This is a genomic window from Stappia sp. TSB10P1A (genome assembly GCF_900185725.1).
Classification (GTDB): domain Bacteria; phylum Pseudomonadota; class Alphaproteobacteria; order Rhizobiales; family Stappiaceae; genus Stappia.
Map to the genome: position 1 here is coordinate 1 of NZ_FYAU01000029.1, position 16,035 is coordinate 16,035.

Consider the following 16,035-nt stretch of genomic DNA (forward strand, 5'->3'; position numbering starts at 1 on the left):
GGACGGAACGTTCGACAAGACCAAGAACATCGCGTTCGAGTGCGATGTCCGCCTGCCGGTGGCGCCAGCCGCGCGATCGGTGCTGTGGGAAGACGGCGGGACCGGGATCGGCGCCGCCGTCTACATCGCGAGTTCCGGACAGATGGTACTGCGGGCCGGCAGCGGCTCTCCCTCCGTGCAGGCGAGCGATGCCACCACCGCGGTGCTCAAGGTGCCGGTCGGCGCCGATGGCAAGGTGCACAGGATCGCCTGGGATATCCGGATCAACCCCGGCCGGGTCCGGCTGTGGATCGACGGCGTCCTGCTCGGGGAGGCATTTACGACGGGCGGAGGTCCGCTGTCGGGAAATGTCTATGCGGGCAGCGACTGGGGCGGGTATCTGCGGCCATCCACCGGCGACGGCAGTTTTGCCGGCGTGGCATCGGGCGGCGTGTGGTGGAGCGACCGCGCCGGCGCCAGCACCCTGCGGGTCTGGGCGGATCGGCAGCACGTTGCGCCAATAACGGTTGCACCGGTGACAGCTATTCCCAACGGCACTTTCAACAAGGCCGCCTCCATCGCCTTCGAGTGCGACGTTCGCCTGCCGGCGGAGCCGGCGCCATGGTCGGTGCTGTGGGAAGAAGGCGGCACCGGGTGGGGGTCATCGCTATTTGTAGATGCAGCGCGCCGCCTCATCCTCCGGGCGGGTAGCGGCAATCCGGCGACCACATCGAACACCTGGAACACGGTGATCGTCAGTCTCCCCGTCGAAATGCTGCCATTCGACGGCGCGGTGCACCGAGTTGCCTGGGACATCCGGATAGGCCCCGGCCGGGTCCGGCTGTGGATCGACGGGGTCCTCATCGGCGAAGCGCACACGACGGGAGGAGGCCCGTTGGGTGGCTCCATCTACGGTGATGCGGATGCCGGCGGCTATCTGCGCCCCTCGTCCGCGAACGTCTGGGCCGTCGCCGGCATCCCTGTCGTGCCGGTCAACTGGTCAGCCCCGGCCGACGCCAGCTCCCTGCGGGTCTGGCCGGGGTGGCGGCAGCACGACACATCGCGCCAGTCTGTGCATGTGCTCGCGCCCAGCCGCAACCCGGCGCCGTGGCTGCTGGAGGCGATGACCGGTCGGCTCAATGCGGACCCGATCCCGCTCGACGTAGTCGATCTCGACGGCATCCTGGCGTGGCGCAGCGATTGCTACGACAGCTCCTATACTTGCGACATGGTGGCGGAGGGCGAGAGCCTGTCCGACCTGCTGAGGATCATCGCGAGCTGCGGCTACGCGCGGCCCTATCAATCGGAGGTGTGGGGGGTGATCCGTGACCGCGACAGGTCGGCCGAGGCGCCGGTTCAGGTTTTTTCCCCGCGCAACATGTCGCGGTTCCGGTGGACGCGGGCGTTCGCACGCCTGCCGGCCGGCCTCCGGGCGACCTGGAAAGACGCGATCGAGCACGGCCGCGAGAGGCAGGTGATCGTCTATCGTCGCGGCGCGGTGGGCACGGACGCACGCACCGAGCAGGTGAGCTATGAGGGCCTGGTCGATGAGGACAAGGTGCGGCGTCGCGCCGCCTTCGACCTGGCGCAGGCGGAGCATCGCAGTGCCTTCTACGATTTCACCGCGCCGGCCGAGGCGATCCGCTGCCGGCGCGGATCGCTGATCGCGGTCAATCACGACGTACTGACGCGGCACAGCCAATACGGCCGGATCGTGAGCGTCACCACGTCGGGCGGCAATGTGACCGGCATCGTGCTCGACTGCACGATCGAGGTGGCCAACACGGCCGACATGGTGGTGACCGCAAACCTGCTGGCTGTCCCGGACATGCTCGACGTGGGGACGCGCACGGGCATCGCGATCCGGCGCGGCGACGGGTCGACGAGCGTGCATGCGCTGTCCACGGCGCCCGGCACCACCGACACGCTGATATTCGCCACTCCCGTCCCCAACGTGATCGTCGCCGGGCAGCCGGCGATCGATGCCGGCTGCCTCGTGGTGGTCGGCACGATCGACCGCGAGTACCGGCGGATGATCGTCTCTGAGATCCGCAACGGCAAAGGCCTCACCGCGCAAATCACGGCGGTGGATGAGGCGCCACAGATATGGGAGGCCATCAATGGCTGATCGCAAGCTTCCGACCTCAATCTCGCCGCCGCCGGTCACGGGGGCGTCCTACATGGATGCGGTCGCGTCGAAGATCGGGATGCTGTTCGATGCGAGCGTGATGCGGCCCGTCACGCTGACGAACGCCGGCAACGACTACACGGCCGAGGTGGACCCGGTGCTGGACGCGGACGTCGTCGCCGGCATGGCGTTTTATCTCCGGCCGAGCGTCTCCAACACCGGGCCAACGCGGCTGCGCATCCACGCAAGCAACCCCTATTACGACCTGACAAAGGCGGACGGCGGCCCGCTGGCGCAGGCCGAATTCATGGCGGGCACCGTGTACCTCGCCGTGTTCATCGCAGGGGCATTCAGGCTCGTCGGCGGTAGCGGCGGCGGCGGCTCGGCGACGCTCGACTACCAGGCGTTTACCGCGTCCGGGACGTGGACGAAGCCCACGGGCCTCAGTCCAGACGCCCTGGCGCTGATCGAGGCCTGGGGCGGCGGCGGCGGCTCCAACAACTCCAACACCTATCGCGGCGGCGGCGGCGGCGGTGCCTATGTCTGGCGCTGGATGCGCCTCGGCGAGCTCGGCGCCTCCGAGCCCGTGCAGGTCGGCGCCGGCGGCGTCGCCAACACCCAGCCCGGCGGCACCGGCGGTGCGAGCTCGTTCGGCTCGCATCTGTCCGCCTATGGCGGCGGCGGCGGCTGGAGCGGCGGCGCTGGTGCCCAAGGTGGCGGTGGCGGTGGTGGATGGGGCTCGGCAGGCGTCAGTGGCTCCGCCAGCACCAATGGCGGCAACGGAGCGCTGTGGGGGGTGACGTTCGGTGGTGGGGCGGGGGGCTCCGGTGTCGGCGCCGCCGCCGCTTATGGTGGTGGCGGCGGCGGCGCAGGTCCCGGCGGCGGCAGTCAGCCCGGCGGGACCTCGCTGTTCGGCGGCAAGGGCGGCGGCGGCAGCGGCGAGGCCGGATCGCCCCCCGGTGGCGGCGGCGGCGGCGGAGGGCCGGGCGCGCGCGGCGAAGTCAGAGTGAGGGTGATCGGATGAGCGAAGTAATGGCGCGCGCGCATGTGGTCGGCGGCATCGTCGTCAACATCATCATGGCGGGACCGGATTTCATGGTGGGTGATGGCTATCTGACCGATGCCGATGACGCCGCGATCGGCGACCTGCACGACGCCGACACGGGGTTTAGCCGGCCTCCCGCCCCGGCGCCTTTGCCGGCCGAGCTGATCGCCCTGGCCGCCGATCTGAGGTGGCGCGCGGAAGTGGGCGGGATGGAGTGGCGCGGCTGGCCCGTGCACACCGATCGGCAGAGCCAGACCAAGGTCCTGGCCGAGCACGTGGCGGTCACGAGCGGAAGCCGGCTTGACGGCGAGCCGTGGAAATTTGCAGACGGCCTGTTCCGGGAGCTGACCAACGCGGACGTCCAGGACCTCGCCCTGGCCGTGCGCGAGCATGTGCGCGCTTCCTTCGCCATCGAGGCGGCGGTGGCGGCGGAGATCGAGGCCGGCGTGATCGTCACACGGGAGGCGGTGGAAGTGGCCTTCGCGGCGCCAGAGCCCAAGCCCGAGCCGGAAGAGGACCCTGAGCCGGACCCCGAGCCTGAGCCGGGCATCAATCCAAAGTAAGGAGCGGCCGGCGGTTCGTCGGCTGCGAGCGCGAGGAGGCCTACTACGTGATCGCCTGCGAACGGCTTTCGAAGGCGCTTTGAAGCGCGCCGACGGTGGCGGCGAGGAAGGCTTGCCGTCGCGGGCGAAACTGTTGTCATCCGTTCTTGCGCGAAATGACAAACGATTTTGCGCGCTATAATTCCGCCGATGGATCATGCGCGAGGCCGGTGTCGCATAGATCCCGTGACCGGCCGAAAGGCCGCCCCCGCGAAAGGCGTCGAGCGAAGCGAGACTGCCGTGAGCGAAAGAGTGGCGGAGAGAGAGGGATTCGAACCCTCGATACGGTTTCCCGTATACACGCGTTCCAGGCGTGCGCCTTAAACCACTCGGCCACCTCTCCGCAGCCGGCCCGTCCGAAGAGGCCTGCGCAGCAGGCGTTTCGGCGGTCCTCGTGCGGGAGAAAGACCGCAGCCGGCGCAGGTGCCGAAGCGGCACGGGGCCGGACCGATCCGGCCCGCAAGTCGCGCAATATACTGACGGCGCGGCCAAGTTCAAGCCTTCATCCATGTCCCTGAGCGCTTTTCAACACGGGCACGCGGAGGGCCGCAAGACGCCGGCCGGACGACGGGGCCCGGCGGCACGCCCACCTGCGCATTGTCGCCGTTTTCGCGTGCTTTGCTGTCGCCTGGACGCGCCCGGCGGGCTATGGTCCGGATCGCGGCTGCGCGCGTATCCGGGCTGACGGTCAACGGCCGGGACGAGCCCCATTTGGGGTTGGCGACACCCGGTTGGCGCGGGACAGGCGTGACAGGCAGGCGCGTCAGGCGGGCGGCAGCGGCCCGGCAACTCCGGCCCGGCGGGCCGCGGGCTTTCGTGGTGGATGGATCCGGAACGGGACGATGGTCAGACTTTTCCTGCGGCTTCTCGGGCTCTGGTTCGTCGCCCTGGCGCTGGTGGCGCTCGTCGTCGACGGCACCGCCACCATCGCCGCCGGCGCCTGGTCGGCGACGCCCTTCGGCCAGTACTGGTTCGATTTCGCGCCCGGCAGCCTTGCCGCCGCCCAGGCCTTCGTCCAGAGCGAGGTCAACCCGCTCGTCTGGGATCCGGTGGTGCTGACGCTGCTGGTGCAGCCGGCCTGGGTGATCGTCGGCCCGCTCGGCTTCCTGTTGCTGTGGATCGGCGACCTCGGCCGCGGCCGCCGCAGGCGGGCCGGCATCGCCTGACCTGACGCCGTCCCGGCGTCTCGCCCAAAAGGAGGCATCCATGTCGTTCATGACCATGCTCAGCAACAAGTTTTCCCTGGTCGACCCGGCGATGGCGCTGCCCGGCCGCAGCGAGCCGATCATGACCCCGGGCATCCATACCGTGCTCGGCCGCCCGCTCGATCTTGCCCCCGGCGCCGGCGAGGACGAGGTGCTGCTCGGCCTCGGCTGCTTCTGGGGCGCCGAGCGGCTGTTCTGGACCCTGCCGGGCGTTCTCGTCACCGCCGTCGGCTATGCCGGCGGCCACACGCCGAACCCGACCTATCACGAGGTCTGCACCGGGCGCACCGGCCATGCCGAGGTGGTGCGGGTGGTCTTCGACACCGCGCGGCTGTCGCGCGAGGCGCTGCTCAAGGCGTTCTGGGAGGGCCACGACCCGACGCAAGGGATGCGCCAGGGCAACGACACCGGCACCCAGTACCGCTCGGCGATCTATTGCGCGGAAGGAAGCGGGATGGCGGCGGCGGTGGAGGCCTCGCGCGCGGCCTATGCGGCGGCGCTGAAGGCGGCCGGCCATTCGCGCGCGATCACCACCGAGGTGAAGCCGGTCGGCGCGTTCTACTTCGCCGAGGACTATCACCAGCAATATCTCGACAAGAATCCCGGCGGCTATTGCGGCCTCAGCGGCACCGGCGTCGCCTGCCCGGCCGGGCTGGACGTTTAGGTCGCCTCTTGCGACAAGCCGTTGCCGGCGATCCGGTGCGGGCGGGCGGGACGCGCGACGCGGCGGCTATGCAGCCGCCCCGGCTCGGGCCATAGTCGGACGATGAGACCTGCTCCCGGCATCGATCCGCTCGTGCGTGCCCGCCATCTGCGGCGCAACCGTCTGCACACGCTGCTGCTGGGGGCCGGCGCGGTGCTGCTGCTCACCCTGACCGCCTGGACGCTGGCCGGCCCCGACGGGGTGCTGTGGGCGGCGCTCGGCGGGGCGCTGTCGGTGCTGGTCGCGGCGCGCTTCTCCTCCGCGCTGGTGCTGCATCTCTACGGCGCGCGGGAGATGACGGCGGCCGCCTTTCCCGATGCGCATACGATCGTCCGGCTGCTGGCGCAGCGCGCCGGCCTGCCGCGCATGCCGAAGCTCTACCTGGTGCCGAGCCGGCTGGTGAACGCCTTCTCGACCGGCACCCGCGAGGACAGCGCCATCTGCCTCACCGAAGGGCTGCTGGTCCGCCTGACCCCGCGCGAATTCGTCGGCGTGATGGCGCATGAACTCGCCCATGTGGCGCATGGCGACATCCATGTCATGGCGATGGCCGACATGGTCGCCCGGATGACCGGCATCATGTCGCTGTTCGGCCTGGCCCTGGTGCTGGTCAACCTGCCCGAGGCGCTGGCCGGCGGCGCCGGCGTGCCCTGGGTCACGGTGCTGCTGCTGGTGGTGGCGCCGACGCTGGGCACGATGGTGCAGCTTGCCCTGTCGCGCACCCGCGAATTCGACGCCGATGTCGGCGCCGCCTCGCTGACCGGCGATCCGGACGGCCTTGCCAGCGCGCTGATGAAGCTGGAGCGCATTCACGGCCGGATGTGGGAGGCGGCGCTGCCGCAGGGCGCCCGCATCCCCGACCCCTCGGTCCTGCGCAGCCATCCGGAGACCGGCGAGCGGGTGCGGCGGCTGCGCGAATTGCGCGCGGTGCCGGAGGACTGGCTGCCGGTCGAGGCGATGCCGCATGTGGCGGGCCGCTCGCCGGTGCCCGACACCGGCGCGCCGCGCCGCCGGCTGAGCCGGTTCGGCACCTGGTACTGACGCCTCTGGCCGGGCCAGCCGCGCCTATTCCGGCAGGCCGAGGAAGCGGAACGGCTCGGCCTCGACAAAGTCCGCCGTGGCATCGCCCGAATGGATGTGCTGCTGGTCGGGGCCGAGGTCGAGCCTGCGCACCGGCGCGCCTTGCGCAAAGTCGATCTGCTTCAGGTCGACCCAGAACGTGTTCGGGGTGAGGGCGGATTCGAAGAAATACAGCAGCCGCTGGTGGTCGACGACCGTGCGCCAGCGGGTGGAGGAGATGTTCGGCTGGTCCGGCGTGGTGATGCCGAAGGGCACCGAGACGTTGCGGATGACGCTGAAGACGCTGGCGACCGCCCGGTTGGGATCCTCGGGCCGCGGGATCGCCTCGACATAGAAGCTCGCCCGCGCGAAGCGGTCGGCGGCGCGGTTGGTGCCGGGCAGGAACACGGTGCCGCCGATGCCGCGCCAGTATTCGGCGAGCGCCAACTGCTCGTCGAAGGTCGGCGAATTGGTCATCACCGTGTAGCGGCGGCCGTGATGGATGACCTGGCGGCCCTCGATATATTCGACGATGGCGCTGTCGCCGCTGGCATCCGACATCGACAGGTGCAGCGTCGCAAGCCGGTCCTCGCCGGGCACGCTGTCGGTGACGATGGTGAAGGGCTCCGTCTCCAGCACCGCGACCGCCTCGGCGACGCTGGCGAAATTGTCGAGCACATACTGGCCCCAGGCGGCGATGGTCAGGCCCGGGCGGTCACCGTTCAGCTCGGGATATTCGGACTCGGCCAGCCAAAGGAGGTTGACGGCAAGGCCCTCCTCGTTGACCCCGTCCGTGGTCGATATGTCATAGCCCGAAGCGATGACGCTGCCGTATTTCGAGGTCCATTTCAGCGAGTTCGGCCCGGCCTCGCCGCTGCGCTCCATGCCGCGCGGCATCACCCACAGGTTGGTGGCGATCTCGGTCCTCCAGTCCATCGACCGGGCGGTGATCACCGTGTCGCCGGCGCCGTGATAGACGAGGCGGGTGCAGGCCTCGGCAAGGGCAACGCCGCCGGTGGCGATGAGCGCGGCGAGCGCGATACGCGCGCTGATGCGCGTGCCGAGGTGGCGGGCGCGGGCGGAAAACGGCGTGCGGGGCATGGGGGACCTTTCGGCGAGCCTTGTGGGGGGCGACTGCGCCGCCCCGAAACGGACGGCCGCCGCCATGGTAGAGGGCGGCGGCGGCGTCCGGCAAGCCGGTAAAACCTATGGCTGCACGGGCGAGCGCCTATGGCGCGACGCAGGTTGCCGTCAGCCCGCCGTCCACCACCAGCTCCTGCGCCGTGATGTAGCGGGCCTCGTCCGAGGCGAGGAACAGCGCCGCATGGGCGGTGTCCCAGGCATCGCCCATGTGCCCCATCGGGCATTGCGCATCGCGCCGGGCGATCATCTCGTCTTCTCCGCCATAGGCGGCGGCGAGCGGCTTGCGGATCATCGGCGTGTTCATCAGCCCCGGCGACACGCAATTGGCGCGGATGCCGAGCGGGGCATATTGCAGGGCGATGTTGCGGGTGAGCCCGACGATCGCCGCCTTGGAGGCCGAATAGGCGGCATAGGGAAAGCCGATATAGCGGGAGGCGGCGATCGAGGCGACATTGACGATGGCGCCGCTTCGCTGGCGCTCCATCACCGGCAGCACATGCTTGCAGGTGAGGAAGACGCTGGTCTGGTTGACGGCGATCACCCGGTTCCAGCTCTCCTCGGAGGCCTCCACCGGCCCGCCGGTTTCCGAGATGCCGACATTGTTGTGCAGGATGTCGATACGGCCGAAATGGGACAGGCAGGCCTCGACCATCGCCGCGACCTCGGCGGAGGCCGAGACGTCCGCCTGCGCCGTCTCGCAGGTGCCGCCCTCCGAGCGGATGATGTCGCGCGTTTCCGCCGCCGCGCGCTCATTGCGGTCGACGGCAAGGATGCGCGCGCCGCTGCGCGCGAAAAGCACTGCCGCCGCCTTGCCGTTGCCCCAGCCCTCTCCGGACGACCCGGCGCCGACGACGAGGGCGACCTTGCCGGCCAGTCGGCCAGCCGAACTATCTGTCATGTGGAAACCGTCCGTTGTGCTGCCTTGACGCGAAAAGTCCGGGGCGGGTGGGGCCCGTCCCGGATCGCAAGGAAAGCCGGAGCGGACGGGTCGCCGCCGCTCCGGCCGCTCGCGAAGGAGAGGCTATTCCGCCGCCTGGCGCAAGGACTGGGCGTAGCGGGCGAGGGCATCGTCCTCCACCGGCTCGATCGGCGTGAAATCGCGATGGGCGATATAGTCCGGCCGGGTCGGCTTGCGGATCGCGTTGGAGACGGTGGAGAGCGTCAGGTAGACGATCTTGCGCGGATAGGGCGTGATGTTGCCCGACGAGCCATGCACCAGATTGCCGTGGTGGATCAGCAACCCGCCGGCCTTGCCGGTCGGGGCGACGATGCCGCCCTTGGCGGCAAGCTCGGTGACCGTGTCGTTGTCGAGCGTCCACAGGCCGTAGCTGGTGGTCGTCGTGTCGTATTCCGACTTGAGCTGGCCATGGGTGTGCGAGCCGGCGATCAGCATCAAGGGACCGTTGATCGGCAGCACGTCGTCGAGGAACACGGAGATGTTCATCGCCCGCGGCTCGGGCATGCCGTCGTCCTTGTGCCAGGTCGGGAAGTCCTGGTGCCACTGCCAGACGTCGCCGGTGAAGGCGGCCTTGGCGTTGACCTTGAACTGGTGCATGTACAGCTCTTCGCCGAAGATCTGGCGCACCGGCTCGATCAGCCGCGGATGGCGGCCGAGCAGGCGGAAGGCCTCGTTGTAGGTGTGGCAGGCGAAGGCCGTGCGCGGGGAGCCGTCCTTCTCGCGCCAGATCTCCTTGCGGTCCTCGTCGAAGATGCCATTGGCGGCCTCGCGCAGAACCTCGACCTCTTCGCGAGAGAAGGCCTCGGGCAGGAACAGGTATCCCTCCCGGTTGAACTCGTCGAGTTGCTCCTGTGTCAGTTTCATGTGGCGTTCCTCCTCTTCGCCACGGCGCTCAGGCCGTGTTCCTCAGCGTTCGCCCGGCGGTGAGACGGGCCTCCGTCTCCCGTCCGGCATTTTCCGCGTGGGCTCTTGCGGCCTCTTCCGCGGCCCTGTCGCCGGCCTCGATCAGGCGGGCGATCTCCCGATGCTGCTCCCACGCCGTCTCGCGGAAGCCGCCGATGTCGAGCACCAGCCGCATCGACCGCGTCATATGCGAGAACTGCGGCTCGAGCGTCTCGGCGATCCGGCGGTTGCCGGACAGGACGATGACCTGGTTGTGAAAGGCGACGTCGAGCGAAATCCGCTCGGCGACCGGGGTGTCGCCGTCGAAGCGCTCGGCCTGCTTCAGGATCGCGGCCAGCCGGCGCAGCTCCGCCTCAGGGACGGTGCCCTCGGCGACGCGGGCGGCGGCGAGCCCGGCGGCGAGCCCGTCCAGCGCCGCGCGCACCTGGTAGATCTGGCGCAGATGCACCGGGTCGATCTCGGTGACCTTCAGCCCCTTGCGGCCGGTCTCCTCGACCAGCCCGTCGCGCTTGAGCAATTGCAGCGCATGGCTGACCGGCTGGCGCGACACGCCGAGCCGTTCGGCGAGCTCCGCCTGGCGGATGCGCTCGCCGGGGGCAAGGTCCGCCAGCGCGATGGCCTGCCGCAGCCGGTCGTAGACGCGGTCCACCAGGATCGGGCTCTGGTCGATGAGTTCCATGGACATGCCTTGCGTCCCCCTTGGCGCTCCCCTTTGGCGTCTCCCCTTGGCGCCCCCCCTGGTGCCCCAGTGCTGGCGCGGTCGCCCGACCGCAGCCGTCGTCTCATCCCACGCCGAACGCCCGCCGGGCAATGGGCACGGTTCGCCCCGCCGGAATCACCCCGCCGGGATCACCCCGTTGGGATCACAAGGACTGCCGCGCCGCCGGACGCACCGCGGGTAGAGTTCGGGAGGCCCGCATCGGGCACCCGGCGGCGCGGCCCTTGGGGACGGACCTGTCCCTGACACGGCGAGAGGCCGTGTCCTCCGCTGTCTCCGCGGCGTCCGGGATCCGCCTCGCCGGTTCGGGGCCGGCTGGAGCGGAGCCGGACCGGCCGGCGGTCTGGCGATGGGGCCAACGGAGCCCGGTTGCCGGCAGGGCCGGCGAAATGGGTCGACGCTCCGGCGTAAATACCGGCGAAAGACTGGCGAGAGGCCAGTGACGCTGCCGGGTCGCACGGAGCGGCGGGGCCGAAGGGAAGCGACGGTACCCGCTAGAGGAATTCGGAATTCCAAATTCCGTTGACCTCACCCTGCCGCATCGGCGGCGGCCTGTCAATCGCATCGGAATTCGGAATTCCAAAAATTCGTGCGGGCCGCGTCCTCGCGGTGCTTTCTCGGGCCGCGTCCTCGGGTCTCCTCCGGCCGCGCCCCGGCCGCCCACCTTTCCCAGCGTCATTCCGGGCAAGGCGAAGCCGCGACCCGGAACCGGCGAGCCGAGGCCTGTCGGACGTGCTCCCGAAAGCCCCCGTGAGCGCCGTGGCTCCCCGATCCCGCATCTCCGCTTCGCTGCGTGCGGGATGACGCGGGAGGGGGCGTGTGCCCTCGCCGCCGCTCTGGCAGCCAATAGACCCCGGCTCTCCGGCTTCGCCTGCGGCCGGGGTGACATCGGTGGGTGGGATGACCGGCGCGTGCTTGCGTGCGACCGGGGGGGGGTGACCATCCGAGATGGGGTGAGGTCGTGCCTCCCTCCCGGCCGTCTTTCGCAACGCGGCGAGGAAAGCACGTCGTCCGCCCCGCCCGCAGGATGTCGTCCCGGTTCGGCGTGGGCGCGCCGTCCGGGAAGACGCGGGGATGACGGGTGCGGCGTGCAGGGGGCGGCGAGCGCAGGCGAGGCGGGTGTTTCGCGGTGCCGGGCAGTGCAACCTGAGGAAAGCTTCGCCGGCTTACAGACTTGACGGGGTTGTGTTGTCATCCAGCCTTCACACAGGACGCATAACAGACATCCGGTCCCTAATGGATGCAGACCGCGCCCCAGTGGAGGAACGTAGATGACCATGCACCTGACGAAGCTCGCCGGCATGGCGAGCGTTGCCGCCCTGCTTGCCGGCCTGATGGCCGCCACTCCGGCACAGGCCGAGTTCAAGCTCGACAGCCGCTACACCGATGCCGACGGCGACATGATCGCCGACATTCCTTCCGATCCCGCCCAGCAGGTCGACCCCTCGACGCTGATCTTCGCCTATACCCCGGTCGAGGACCCGGCCGTCTATGCCGAAGCCTGGGCCGATTTCCTGGCTCATATGGAGAGCGTCACCGGCAAGAAGGTGCAGTTCTTCCCGGTGCAGTCGAACGCCGCCCAGATCGAGGCGATGCGCGCCGGCCGCCTGCATATCGCCGGCTTCAACACCGGCTCCAACCCGCTCGCCGTCGCCTGCGCCGGCTTCCGCCCCTTCACCATGATGGCCAAGGCCGACGGCTCCTTCGGCTACGAGATGGAAATCATCACCTATCCGGGCTCGGGCATCGAAAAGGTCGAGGACATCAAGGGCAAGACGCTGGCCTTCACCTCCGAGACCTCGAATTCCGGTTTCAAGGCGCCCTCCGCCCTGCTGCAGGCGGAATATGGCCTCGTCGCCGGCACCGACTACCAGCCGGCCTTCTCCGGCAAGCATGACAACTCGATCCTCGGCGTCGCCAACAAGGACTACCCGGCGGCCGCCATCGCCAACTCGGTGATGACCCGGATGATCGAGCGCGAGGTGGTCAAGCCCGAGCAGATCGTGACCATCTACAAGTCGCAGACCTTCCCGACCACCGGCTACGGCATCGCCCACAACCTGACGCCGGAGCTGCAGGAGAAGATCAAGGAAGGCTTCTTCAGCTTCAAGTGGGAGGGCTCGTCGCTGGAGAAGGAATTCTCCAAGTCGGGCGAGGCGCAGTTCATCCCGATCACCTTCAAGGACACCTGGGCCGTCATCCGTCAGATCGACGAGGCGAGCGGCGTGTCCTACACCTGCCAGTAAGTCTCTGGCCGGCCGGGCGCGGCGACCTGTCTCCGCGCCCGGCCCCGACATGACCGGCCTCCCGGCCCGACAGACCTGGCCCTCTCCCCGGATCCCCGCATGCTGACAGTCGACGCGCTTACCAAGACCTACAAGACCGGTGACAAGGCGCTGAGGTCGGTCAGCTTCACCGTGCCGAAAGGGCAGGTGCTCGGCCTGATCGGCCCGTCCGGCGCCGGCAAGTCGACCCTCATCCGCTGCATCAACCGCCTGGTCGAGCCGACCGAGGGCCGGGTGCTGCTGGGGGACCTCGACATCACCGCGCTGCCGGCCGGCGACCTGCGACGGGCGCGGCGGCGGATCGGCATGATCTTCCAGGAATACGCCCTGGTGGAGCGGCTGACGGTGATGGAGAACGTCTTGTCCGGCCGCCTCGGCTATGTCGGCTTCTGGCGCTCCTTCCTGCGCCGCTTTCCCGGCGAGGACGTGGAGAACGCCTTCCGCCTGCTCGACCGGGTCGGCCTGATCGACCATGCCGACAAGCGCGCCGACGCCCTGTCCGGCGGCCAGCGCCAGCGGGTCGGCATCGCCCGCGCGCTCGCCCAGGATCCCGAACTGCTGCTGATCGACGAGCCGACCGCCTCGCTCGACCCCAAGACCTCGCGCCAGATCATGCGGCTGATCGTCGAGATCTGCGCCGAGCAGGACCTGCCGGCGATCATCAACATCCACGACGTGGTGCTGGCCCAGCAGTTCACCCAGCGCATCATCGGCCTGCGGGCCGGCGAGGTCGTGTTCGACGGCGCCCCGGAGCTGCTGGACGAAAGCGTGCTCACCCGCATCTATGGCGAGGAGGACTGGACCGCCATGCGCCGCGCGGCGGAGGAGGACCACCATGCCGAGCGCGACGCGGCCGAGCGCATGGCCGGGATGGTCTGAGCCATGACCGCCACCGCCAAGGCCTATCCCCGCCGCTGGCGCCGCCCGGCGACGATGATCCCCGATCCGCGCTGGCGCTACGGGCTCTACGCCGCCATCCTCGTCTATCTGGTGCTGGCCATCGGCTCGGTCGAGGTCAACTGGATGCGCGTGTGGGACGGGCTCGACCGCGGCTGGCGCTTCGTCCAGGGCTTCCTGCAGCCGGACTTCACCAGCCGCTGGAAGGACATCCGCGCCGGCATGATCGAGAGCCTGACCATGACGGTCACCTCGACCGTGGCCGGCGTGCTGATCTCCGTCCCCATCGGCATCGGCGCGGCGCGCAACATCGCCCCGCGCGCGGTCTATTACGTCTGCCGCGGCATCATCGCCGCGAGCCGCGCCCTGCAGGAGATCATCATTGCCATCCTGCTGGTGGCGATGTTCGGCTTCGGACCCTTTGCCGGCTTCCTGACCCTGTCCTTCGCCACCATCGGCTTCCTGGCGAAGCTGCTGGCCGAGGACATCGAGGACATCGACGAGGCCCAGGCCGAGGCGATCCGGGCCACCGGCGCCTCCTGGTGGCAACTGGTCAACTATGCCGTCCAGCCGCAGGTGATGCCGCGGCTGATCGGCCTGTCGCTCTACCGCTTCGACATCAACTTCCGCGAAAGCGCGGTGATCGGCATCGTCGGCGCCGGCGGCATCGGCGCGACGCTGAACACCGCCATCGACCGCTACGAATATGACAGCGCCGGCGCCATCCTGCTGATCATCATCGTCGTGGTGATGTTTGCCGAATATTCCTCCAGCCATATCCGCAAGTGGGTGCAGTGACATGCCGGTGACGCAAACCGAGAACGGCCCGGTCTGGCGCCTGCGCACCCCGCGCGCCCGTCTTGCCCTGTGGGCCGGCTGGTTCGCCCTGGTCGCCCTCACCGTCTGGTGCTGGCAGGTGATGACCAGGGACACGATCTGGCTCTTCGTCCTCGATGCCCCGCAACAGGCGGCCGACATCGGCTCGCGCATGTTCCCGCCGCGCCTTGCCTATATCGAGCGGCTGCTCTGGCCGCTATGGGACACGATCAACATGGCGACGCTCGGCACCCTGCTCGGGGTCGTCATCGCCACGCCCATCGCCTTCCTGGCCGCGCGCAACACCTCGCCGAGCCTGCTGATCGCCCGGCCGATCGCGCTGTTCATCATCGTCGCCTCGCGCTCGATCAACTCGCTGATCTGGGCGCTGCTGCTCGTCTCGATCCTCGGCCCCGGCCTGCTCGCGGGCATCATCGCCATCGCGCTGCGCTCCATCGGCTTCGTCGGCAAGCTGCTCTACGAGGCGATCGAGGAGACGGAGGCAAGCCAGATCGAGGCGATCCAGGCGACCGGCGCCGGCGGCGCGCAACTGCTCAACTACGGCTACTGGCCGCAGATCGCGCCCGCCTTCTGGGGCATCTCGGTGTTCCGCTGGGACATCAACATCCGCGAGAGCGCGGTGCTCGGCCTTGTCGGCGCCGGCGGCCTCGGCCTGCAGCTCCAGGCCTCGCTCAACGTGCTGGCCTGGCCGCAGGTGACGACGATCCTCCTGGTCATCCTGGCGACGGTGGTGTTCAGCGAGTGGGTCTCGGCCAAGGTCCGCCACGCCATCATCTGACGGGGCTGCGGATCAGCTCCGCCGCTCCAGCGCCAGCCGCAGGCCGAAGCCGATCAGCACCGCGCCGGTCAACCCGTCGAGCGAGCGGGTCACCGCCGGGCGCTTGAGCAGGCCGGTGATCGGTCGCGTCGCCAGGGTCAGCAGCGCGAACCAGGCGATCCCCATCGCCGCGTGGATCGCGGCAAGGCCGACGCTGAAGGCGACCACCGGCACGCCCTCGGCAGTGAACTGCGGCAGGAAGCTGACATAGAACACGCCGACCTTCGGGTTGAGCAGGTTGGTCAGCAGCCCGCGCCAGTACCAGCCGCGGCCGCCGCCGCCGGTTCCGCCGGCCCCCTTGGCGCTCGCCATCGCCGCCAGGTGCCGCGCCCGCTCCGGCGACAGCGCCGCGCGCAGCATGCCGAAGCCGAGCCACAGCAGATAGACGGCGCCGGCGATCCGCAGCAGCAGATAGGCGGTCTCCGAAACCGCGAGCACCGCGCCGAGCCCGAGCGCGGCCATCAGCCCCCAGGCGAGAACGCCGGTCGAGACGCCGGCGCCGGCCAGCATCGCCTGTCCCGGCCCTTCCACCGCCGCCGTGCGCAGCACCAGGGCGGTGTCGAGGCCGGGCGTCAGCGTCAGCAGCGCGGCGGCAAGCGAGAAGGCGAGAACGGCGGAGAGCGGATCCATCGGCAGCATCCTGACGAGAGCGGTGCCCGCAAGGGCGCGGGGCGGCATCCGCAAGGGATCGCATGGCTCCGCCGGCCGGCCAAGCGCTTTCCTCTCAACCGGCGGTGAGGAGCTTTCACGTGCCCC

General features: G+C 69.5%; 15 protein-coding genes and 1 tRNA gene. 10 read left to right on the plus strand and 6 right to left on the minus strand.

Going from position 1 to position 16,035, the window contains the following annotated elements; genetic code table 11:
• From TSB10P1A_RS13850 to TSB10P1A_RS13860, 3 genes are all read left to right on the plus strand, one after another.
• On the plus strand, positions 1–2,107 hold a 2,107-nt coding region (locus tag TSB10P1A_RS13850; RefSeq protein ID WP_186388534.1), incomplete at its 5' end, for a hypothetical protein.
• The gene (locus TSB10P1A_RS13855) at positions 2,100–3,131 is read left to right on the plus strand and encodes a hypothetical protein (protein WP_186388535.1); all 1,032 of its coding nucleotides are present in this window, start codon (positions 2,100–2,102) and stop codon (positions 3,129–3,131) included. The genes TSB10P1A_RS13850 and TSB10P1A_RS13855, both read left to right, overlap by 8 nt.
• On the plus strand, positions 3,128–3,715 hold the full coding sequence (locus tag TSB10P1A_RS13860) for a DUF4376 domain-containing protein (protein ID WP_186388536.1): 588 nt from the start codon (positions 3,128–3,130) through the stop codon (positions 3,713–3,715). The genes TSB10P1A_RS13855 and TSB10P1A_RS13860 overlap by 4 nt, the downstream gene beginning before the upstream one ends.
• A gap of 292 nt (positions 3,716–4,007) precedes the next feature.
• On the opposite strand, the gene TSB10P1A_RS13865 is transcribed toward TSB10P1A_RS13860, so the two are convergent.
• A tRNA-Ser gene (locus TSB10P1A_RS13865) sits at positions 4,008–4,097 on the minus strand.
• A gap of 499 nt (positions 4,098–4,596) precedes the next feature.
• Here TSB10P1A_RS13865 and TSB10P1A_RS13870 point away from each other — a divergent pair.
• The 3 genes from TSB10P1A_RS13870 (at position 4,597) to TSB10P1A_RS13880 (ending at position 6,703) form a co-directional block, all read left to right on the plus strand.
• The gene (locus TSB10P1A_RS13870; RefSeq protein ID WP_186388537.1) at positions 4,597–4,920 is read left to right on the plus strand and encodes a hypothetical protein; all 324 of its coding nucleotides are present in this window, start codon (positions 4,597–4,599) and stop codon (positions 4,918–4,920) included.
• A gap of 40 nt (positions 4,921–4,960) precedes the next feature.
• A complete protein-coding gene (gene msrA / locus TSB10P1A_RS13875) occupies positions 4,961–5,623 on the plus strand; it encodes a peptide-methionine (S)-S-oxide reductase MsrA (RefSeq protein WP_186388538.1) in 663 nt (220 codons plus the stop codon).
• A gap of 102 nt (positions 5,624–5,725) precedes the next feature.
• Positions 5,726–6,703 (plus strand): zinc metalloprotease HtpX, encoded by a 978-nt coding sequence (locus TSB10P1A_RS13880; RefSeq protein WP_186388539.1) that lies wholly within the window; start codon positions 5,726–5,728, stop codon positions 6,701–6,703.
• Positions 6,704–6,727: 24 nt separating this feature from the next.
• Here the strand turns inward: TSB10P1A_RS13880 and TSB10P1A_RS13885 are convergent, their stop codons facing one another.
• From TSB10P1A_RS13885 to TSB10P1A_RS13900, 4 genes are all read right to left on the minus strand, one after another.
• On the minus strand, positions 6,728–7,822 hold the full coding sequence (locus TSB10P1A_RS13885; protein ID WP_186388540.1) for a linear amide C-N hydrolase: 1,095 nt from the start codon (positions 7,820–7,822) through the stop codon (positions 6,728–6,730).
• 127 nt (positions 7,823–7,949) lie between these two features.
• On the minus strand, positions 7,950–8,762 hold the full coding sequence (locus TSB10P1A_RS13890; RefSeq protein ID WP_186388541.1) for an SDR family NAD(P)-dependent oxidoreductase: 813 nt from the start codon (positions 8,760–8,762) through the stop codon (positions 7,950–7,952).
• Positions 8,763–8,885: 123 nt separating this feature from the next.
• On the minus strand, positions 8,886–9,686 hold the full coding sequence (locus TSB10P1A_RS13895; protein WP_186388542.1) for a phytanoyl-CoA dioxygenase family protein: 801 nt from the start codon (positions 9,684–9,686) through the stop codon (positions 8,886–8,888).
• 28 nt (positions 9,687–9,714) lie between these two features.
• Complete coding sequence (locus tag TSB10P1A_RS13900) at positions 9,715–10,410, minus strand: GntR family transcriptional regulator (protein ID WP_244293120.1); 696 nt, start codon at positions 10,408–10,410, stop codon at positions 9,715–9,717.
• 1,334 nt (positions 10,411–11,744) lie between these two features.
• Between TSB10P1A_RS13900 and phnD the strand changes: the two genes are divergently transcribed.
• The 4 genes from phnD to phnE (TSB10P1A_RS13920) all read left to right on the plus strand — a co-directional run bounded on the left by phnD (position 11,745) and on the right by phnE (TSB10P1A_RS13920) (position 15,240).
• A complete protein-coding gene (gene phnD, locus TSB10P1A_RS13905; protein ID WP_186388944.1) occupies positions 11,745–12,689 on the plus strand; it encodes a phosphate/phosphite/phosphonate ABC transporter substrate-binding protein in 945 nt (314 codons plus the stop codon).
• A 99-nt stretch (positions 12,690–12,788) separates the two neighbouring features.
• Positions 12,789–13,607: a phosphonate ABC transporter ATP-binding protein gene (gene phnC / locus TSB10P1A_RS13910; protein WP_186388543.1), complete on the plus strand. Its 819-nt coding sequence runs from the start codon at positions 12,789–12,791 to the stop codon at positions 13,605–13,607.
• A 3-nt stretch (positions 13,608–13,610) separates the two neighbouring features.
• The gene (gene phnE, locus TSB10P1A_RS13915; protein ID WP_186388544.1) at positions 13,611–14,423 is read left to right on the plus strand and encodes a phosphonate ABC transporter, permease protein PhnE; all 813 of its coding nucleotides are present in this window, start codon (positions 13,611–13,613) and stop codon (positions 14,421–14,423) included.
• A gap of 1 nt (position 14,424) precedes the next feature.
• Positions 14,425–15,240 carry a phosphonate ABC transporter, permease protein PhnE gene (gene phnE / locus TSB10P1A_RS13920; protein WP_186388545.1) on the plus strand — a complete coding sequence of 272 codons (816 nt, stop codon included), beginning with the start codon at positions 14,425–14,427 and terminating at the stop codon, positions 15,238–15,240.
• Between the two features lie 12 nt (positions 15,241–15,252).
• On the opposite strand, the gene TSB10P1A_RS13925 is transcribed toward phnE (TSB10P1A_RS13920), so the two are convergent.
• Positions 15,253–15,909: a LysE family translocator gene (locus tag TSB10P1A_RS13925; protein ID WP_186388546.1), complete on the minus strand. Its 657-nt coding sequence runs from the start codon at positions 15,907–15,909 to the stop codon at positions 15,253–15,255.
• Positions 15,910–16,035: the final 126 nt, after the last annotated feature.

Coding starts and splice junctions, on each gene's coding strand:
- TSB10P1A_RS13855 (WP_186388535.1), top strand. CDS start 2,100: ATGGCTGATCGCAAGCTTCCGACCTCAATCTCGCCGCCGCCGGTCACG.
- TSB10P1A_RS13860 (WP_186388536.1), top strand. CDS start 3,128: ATGAGCGAAGTAATGGCGCGCGCGCATGTGGTCGGCGGCATCGTCGTC.
- TSB10P1A_RS13870 (WP_186388537.1), top strand. CDS start 4,597: ATGGTCAGACTTTTCCTGCGGCTTCTCGGGCTCTGGTTCGTCGCCCTG.
- msrA (WP_186388538.1), top strand. CDS start 4,961: ATGTCGTTCATGACCATGCTCAGCAACAAGTTTTCCCTGGTCGACCCG.
- TSB10P1A_RS13880 (WP_186388539.1), top strand. CDS start 5,726: ATGAGACCTGCTCCCGGCATCGATCCGCTCGTGCGTGCCCGCCATCTG.
- TSB10P1A_RS13885 (WP_186388540.1), bottom strand. CDS start 7,822: ATGCCCCGCACGCCGTTTTCCGCCCGCGCCCGCCACCTCGGCACGCGC.
- TSB10P1A_RS13890 (WP_186388541.1), bottom strand. CDS start 8,762: ATGACAGATAGTTCGGCTGGCCGACTGGCCGGCAAGGTCGCCCTCGTC.
- TSB10P1A_RS13895 (WP_186388542.1), bottom strand. CDS start 9,686: ATGAAACTGACACAGGAGCAACTCGACGAGTTCAACCGGGAGGGATAC.
- TSB10P1A_RS13900 (WP_244293120.1), bottom strand. CDS start 10,410: ATGTCCATGGAACTCATCGACCAGAGCCCGATCCTGGTGGACCGCGTC.
- phnD (WP_186388944.1), top strand. CDS start 11,745: ATGGCGAGCGTTGCCGCCCTGCTTGCCGGCCTGATGGCCGCCACTCCG.
- phnC (WP_186388543.1), top strand. CDS start 12,789: ATGCTGACAGTCGACGCGCTTACCAAGACCTACAAGACCGGTGACAAG.
- phnE (WP_186388544.1), top strand. CDS start 13,611: ATGACCGCCACCGCCAAGGCCTATCCCCGCCGCTGGCGCCGCCCGGCG.
- phnE (WP_186388545.1), top strand. CDS start 14,425: ATGCCGGTGACGCAAACCGAGAACGGCCCGGTCTGGCGCCTGCGCACC.
- TSB10P1A_RS13925 (WP_186388546.1), bottom strand. CDS start 15,909: ATGGATCCGCTCTCCGCCGTTCTCGCCTTCTCGCTTGCCGCCGCGCTG.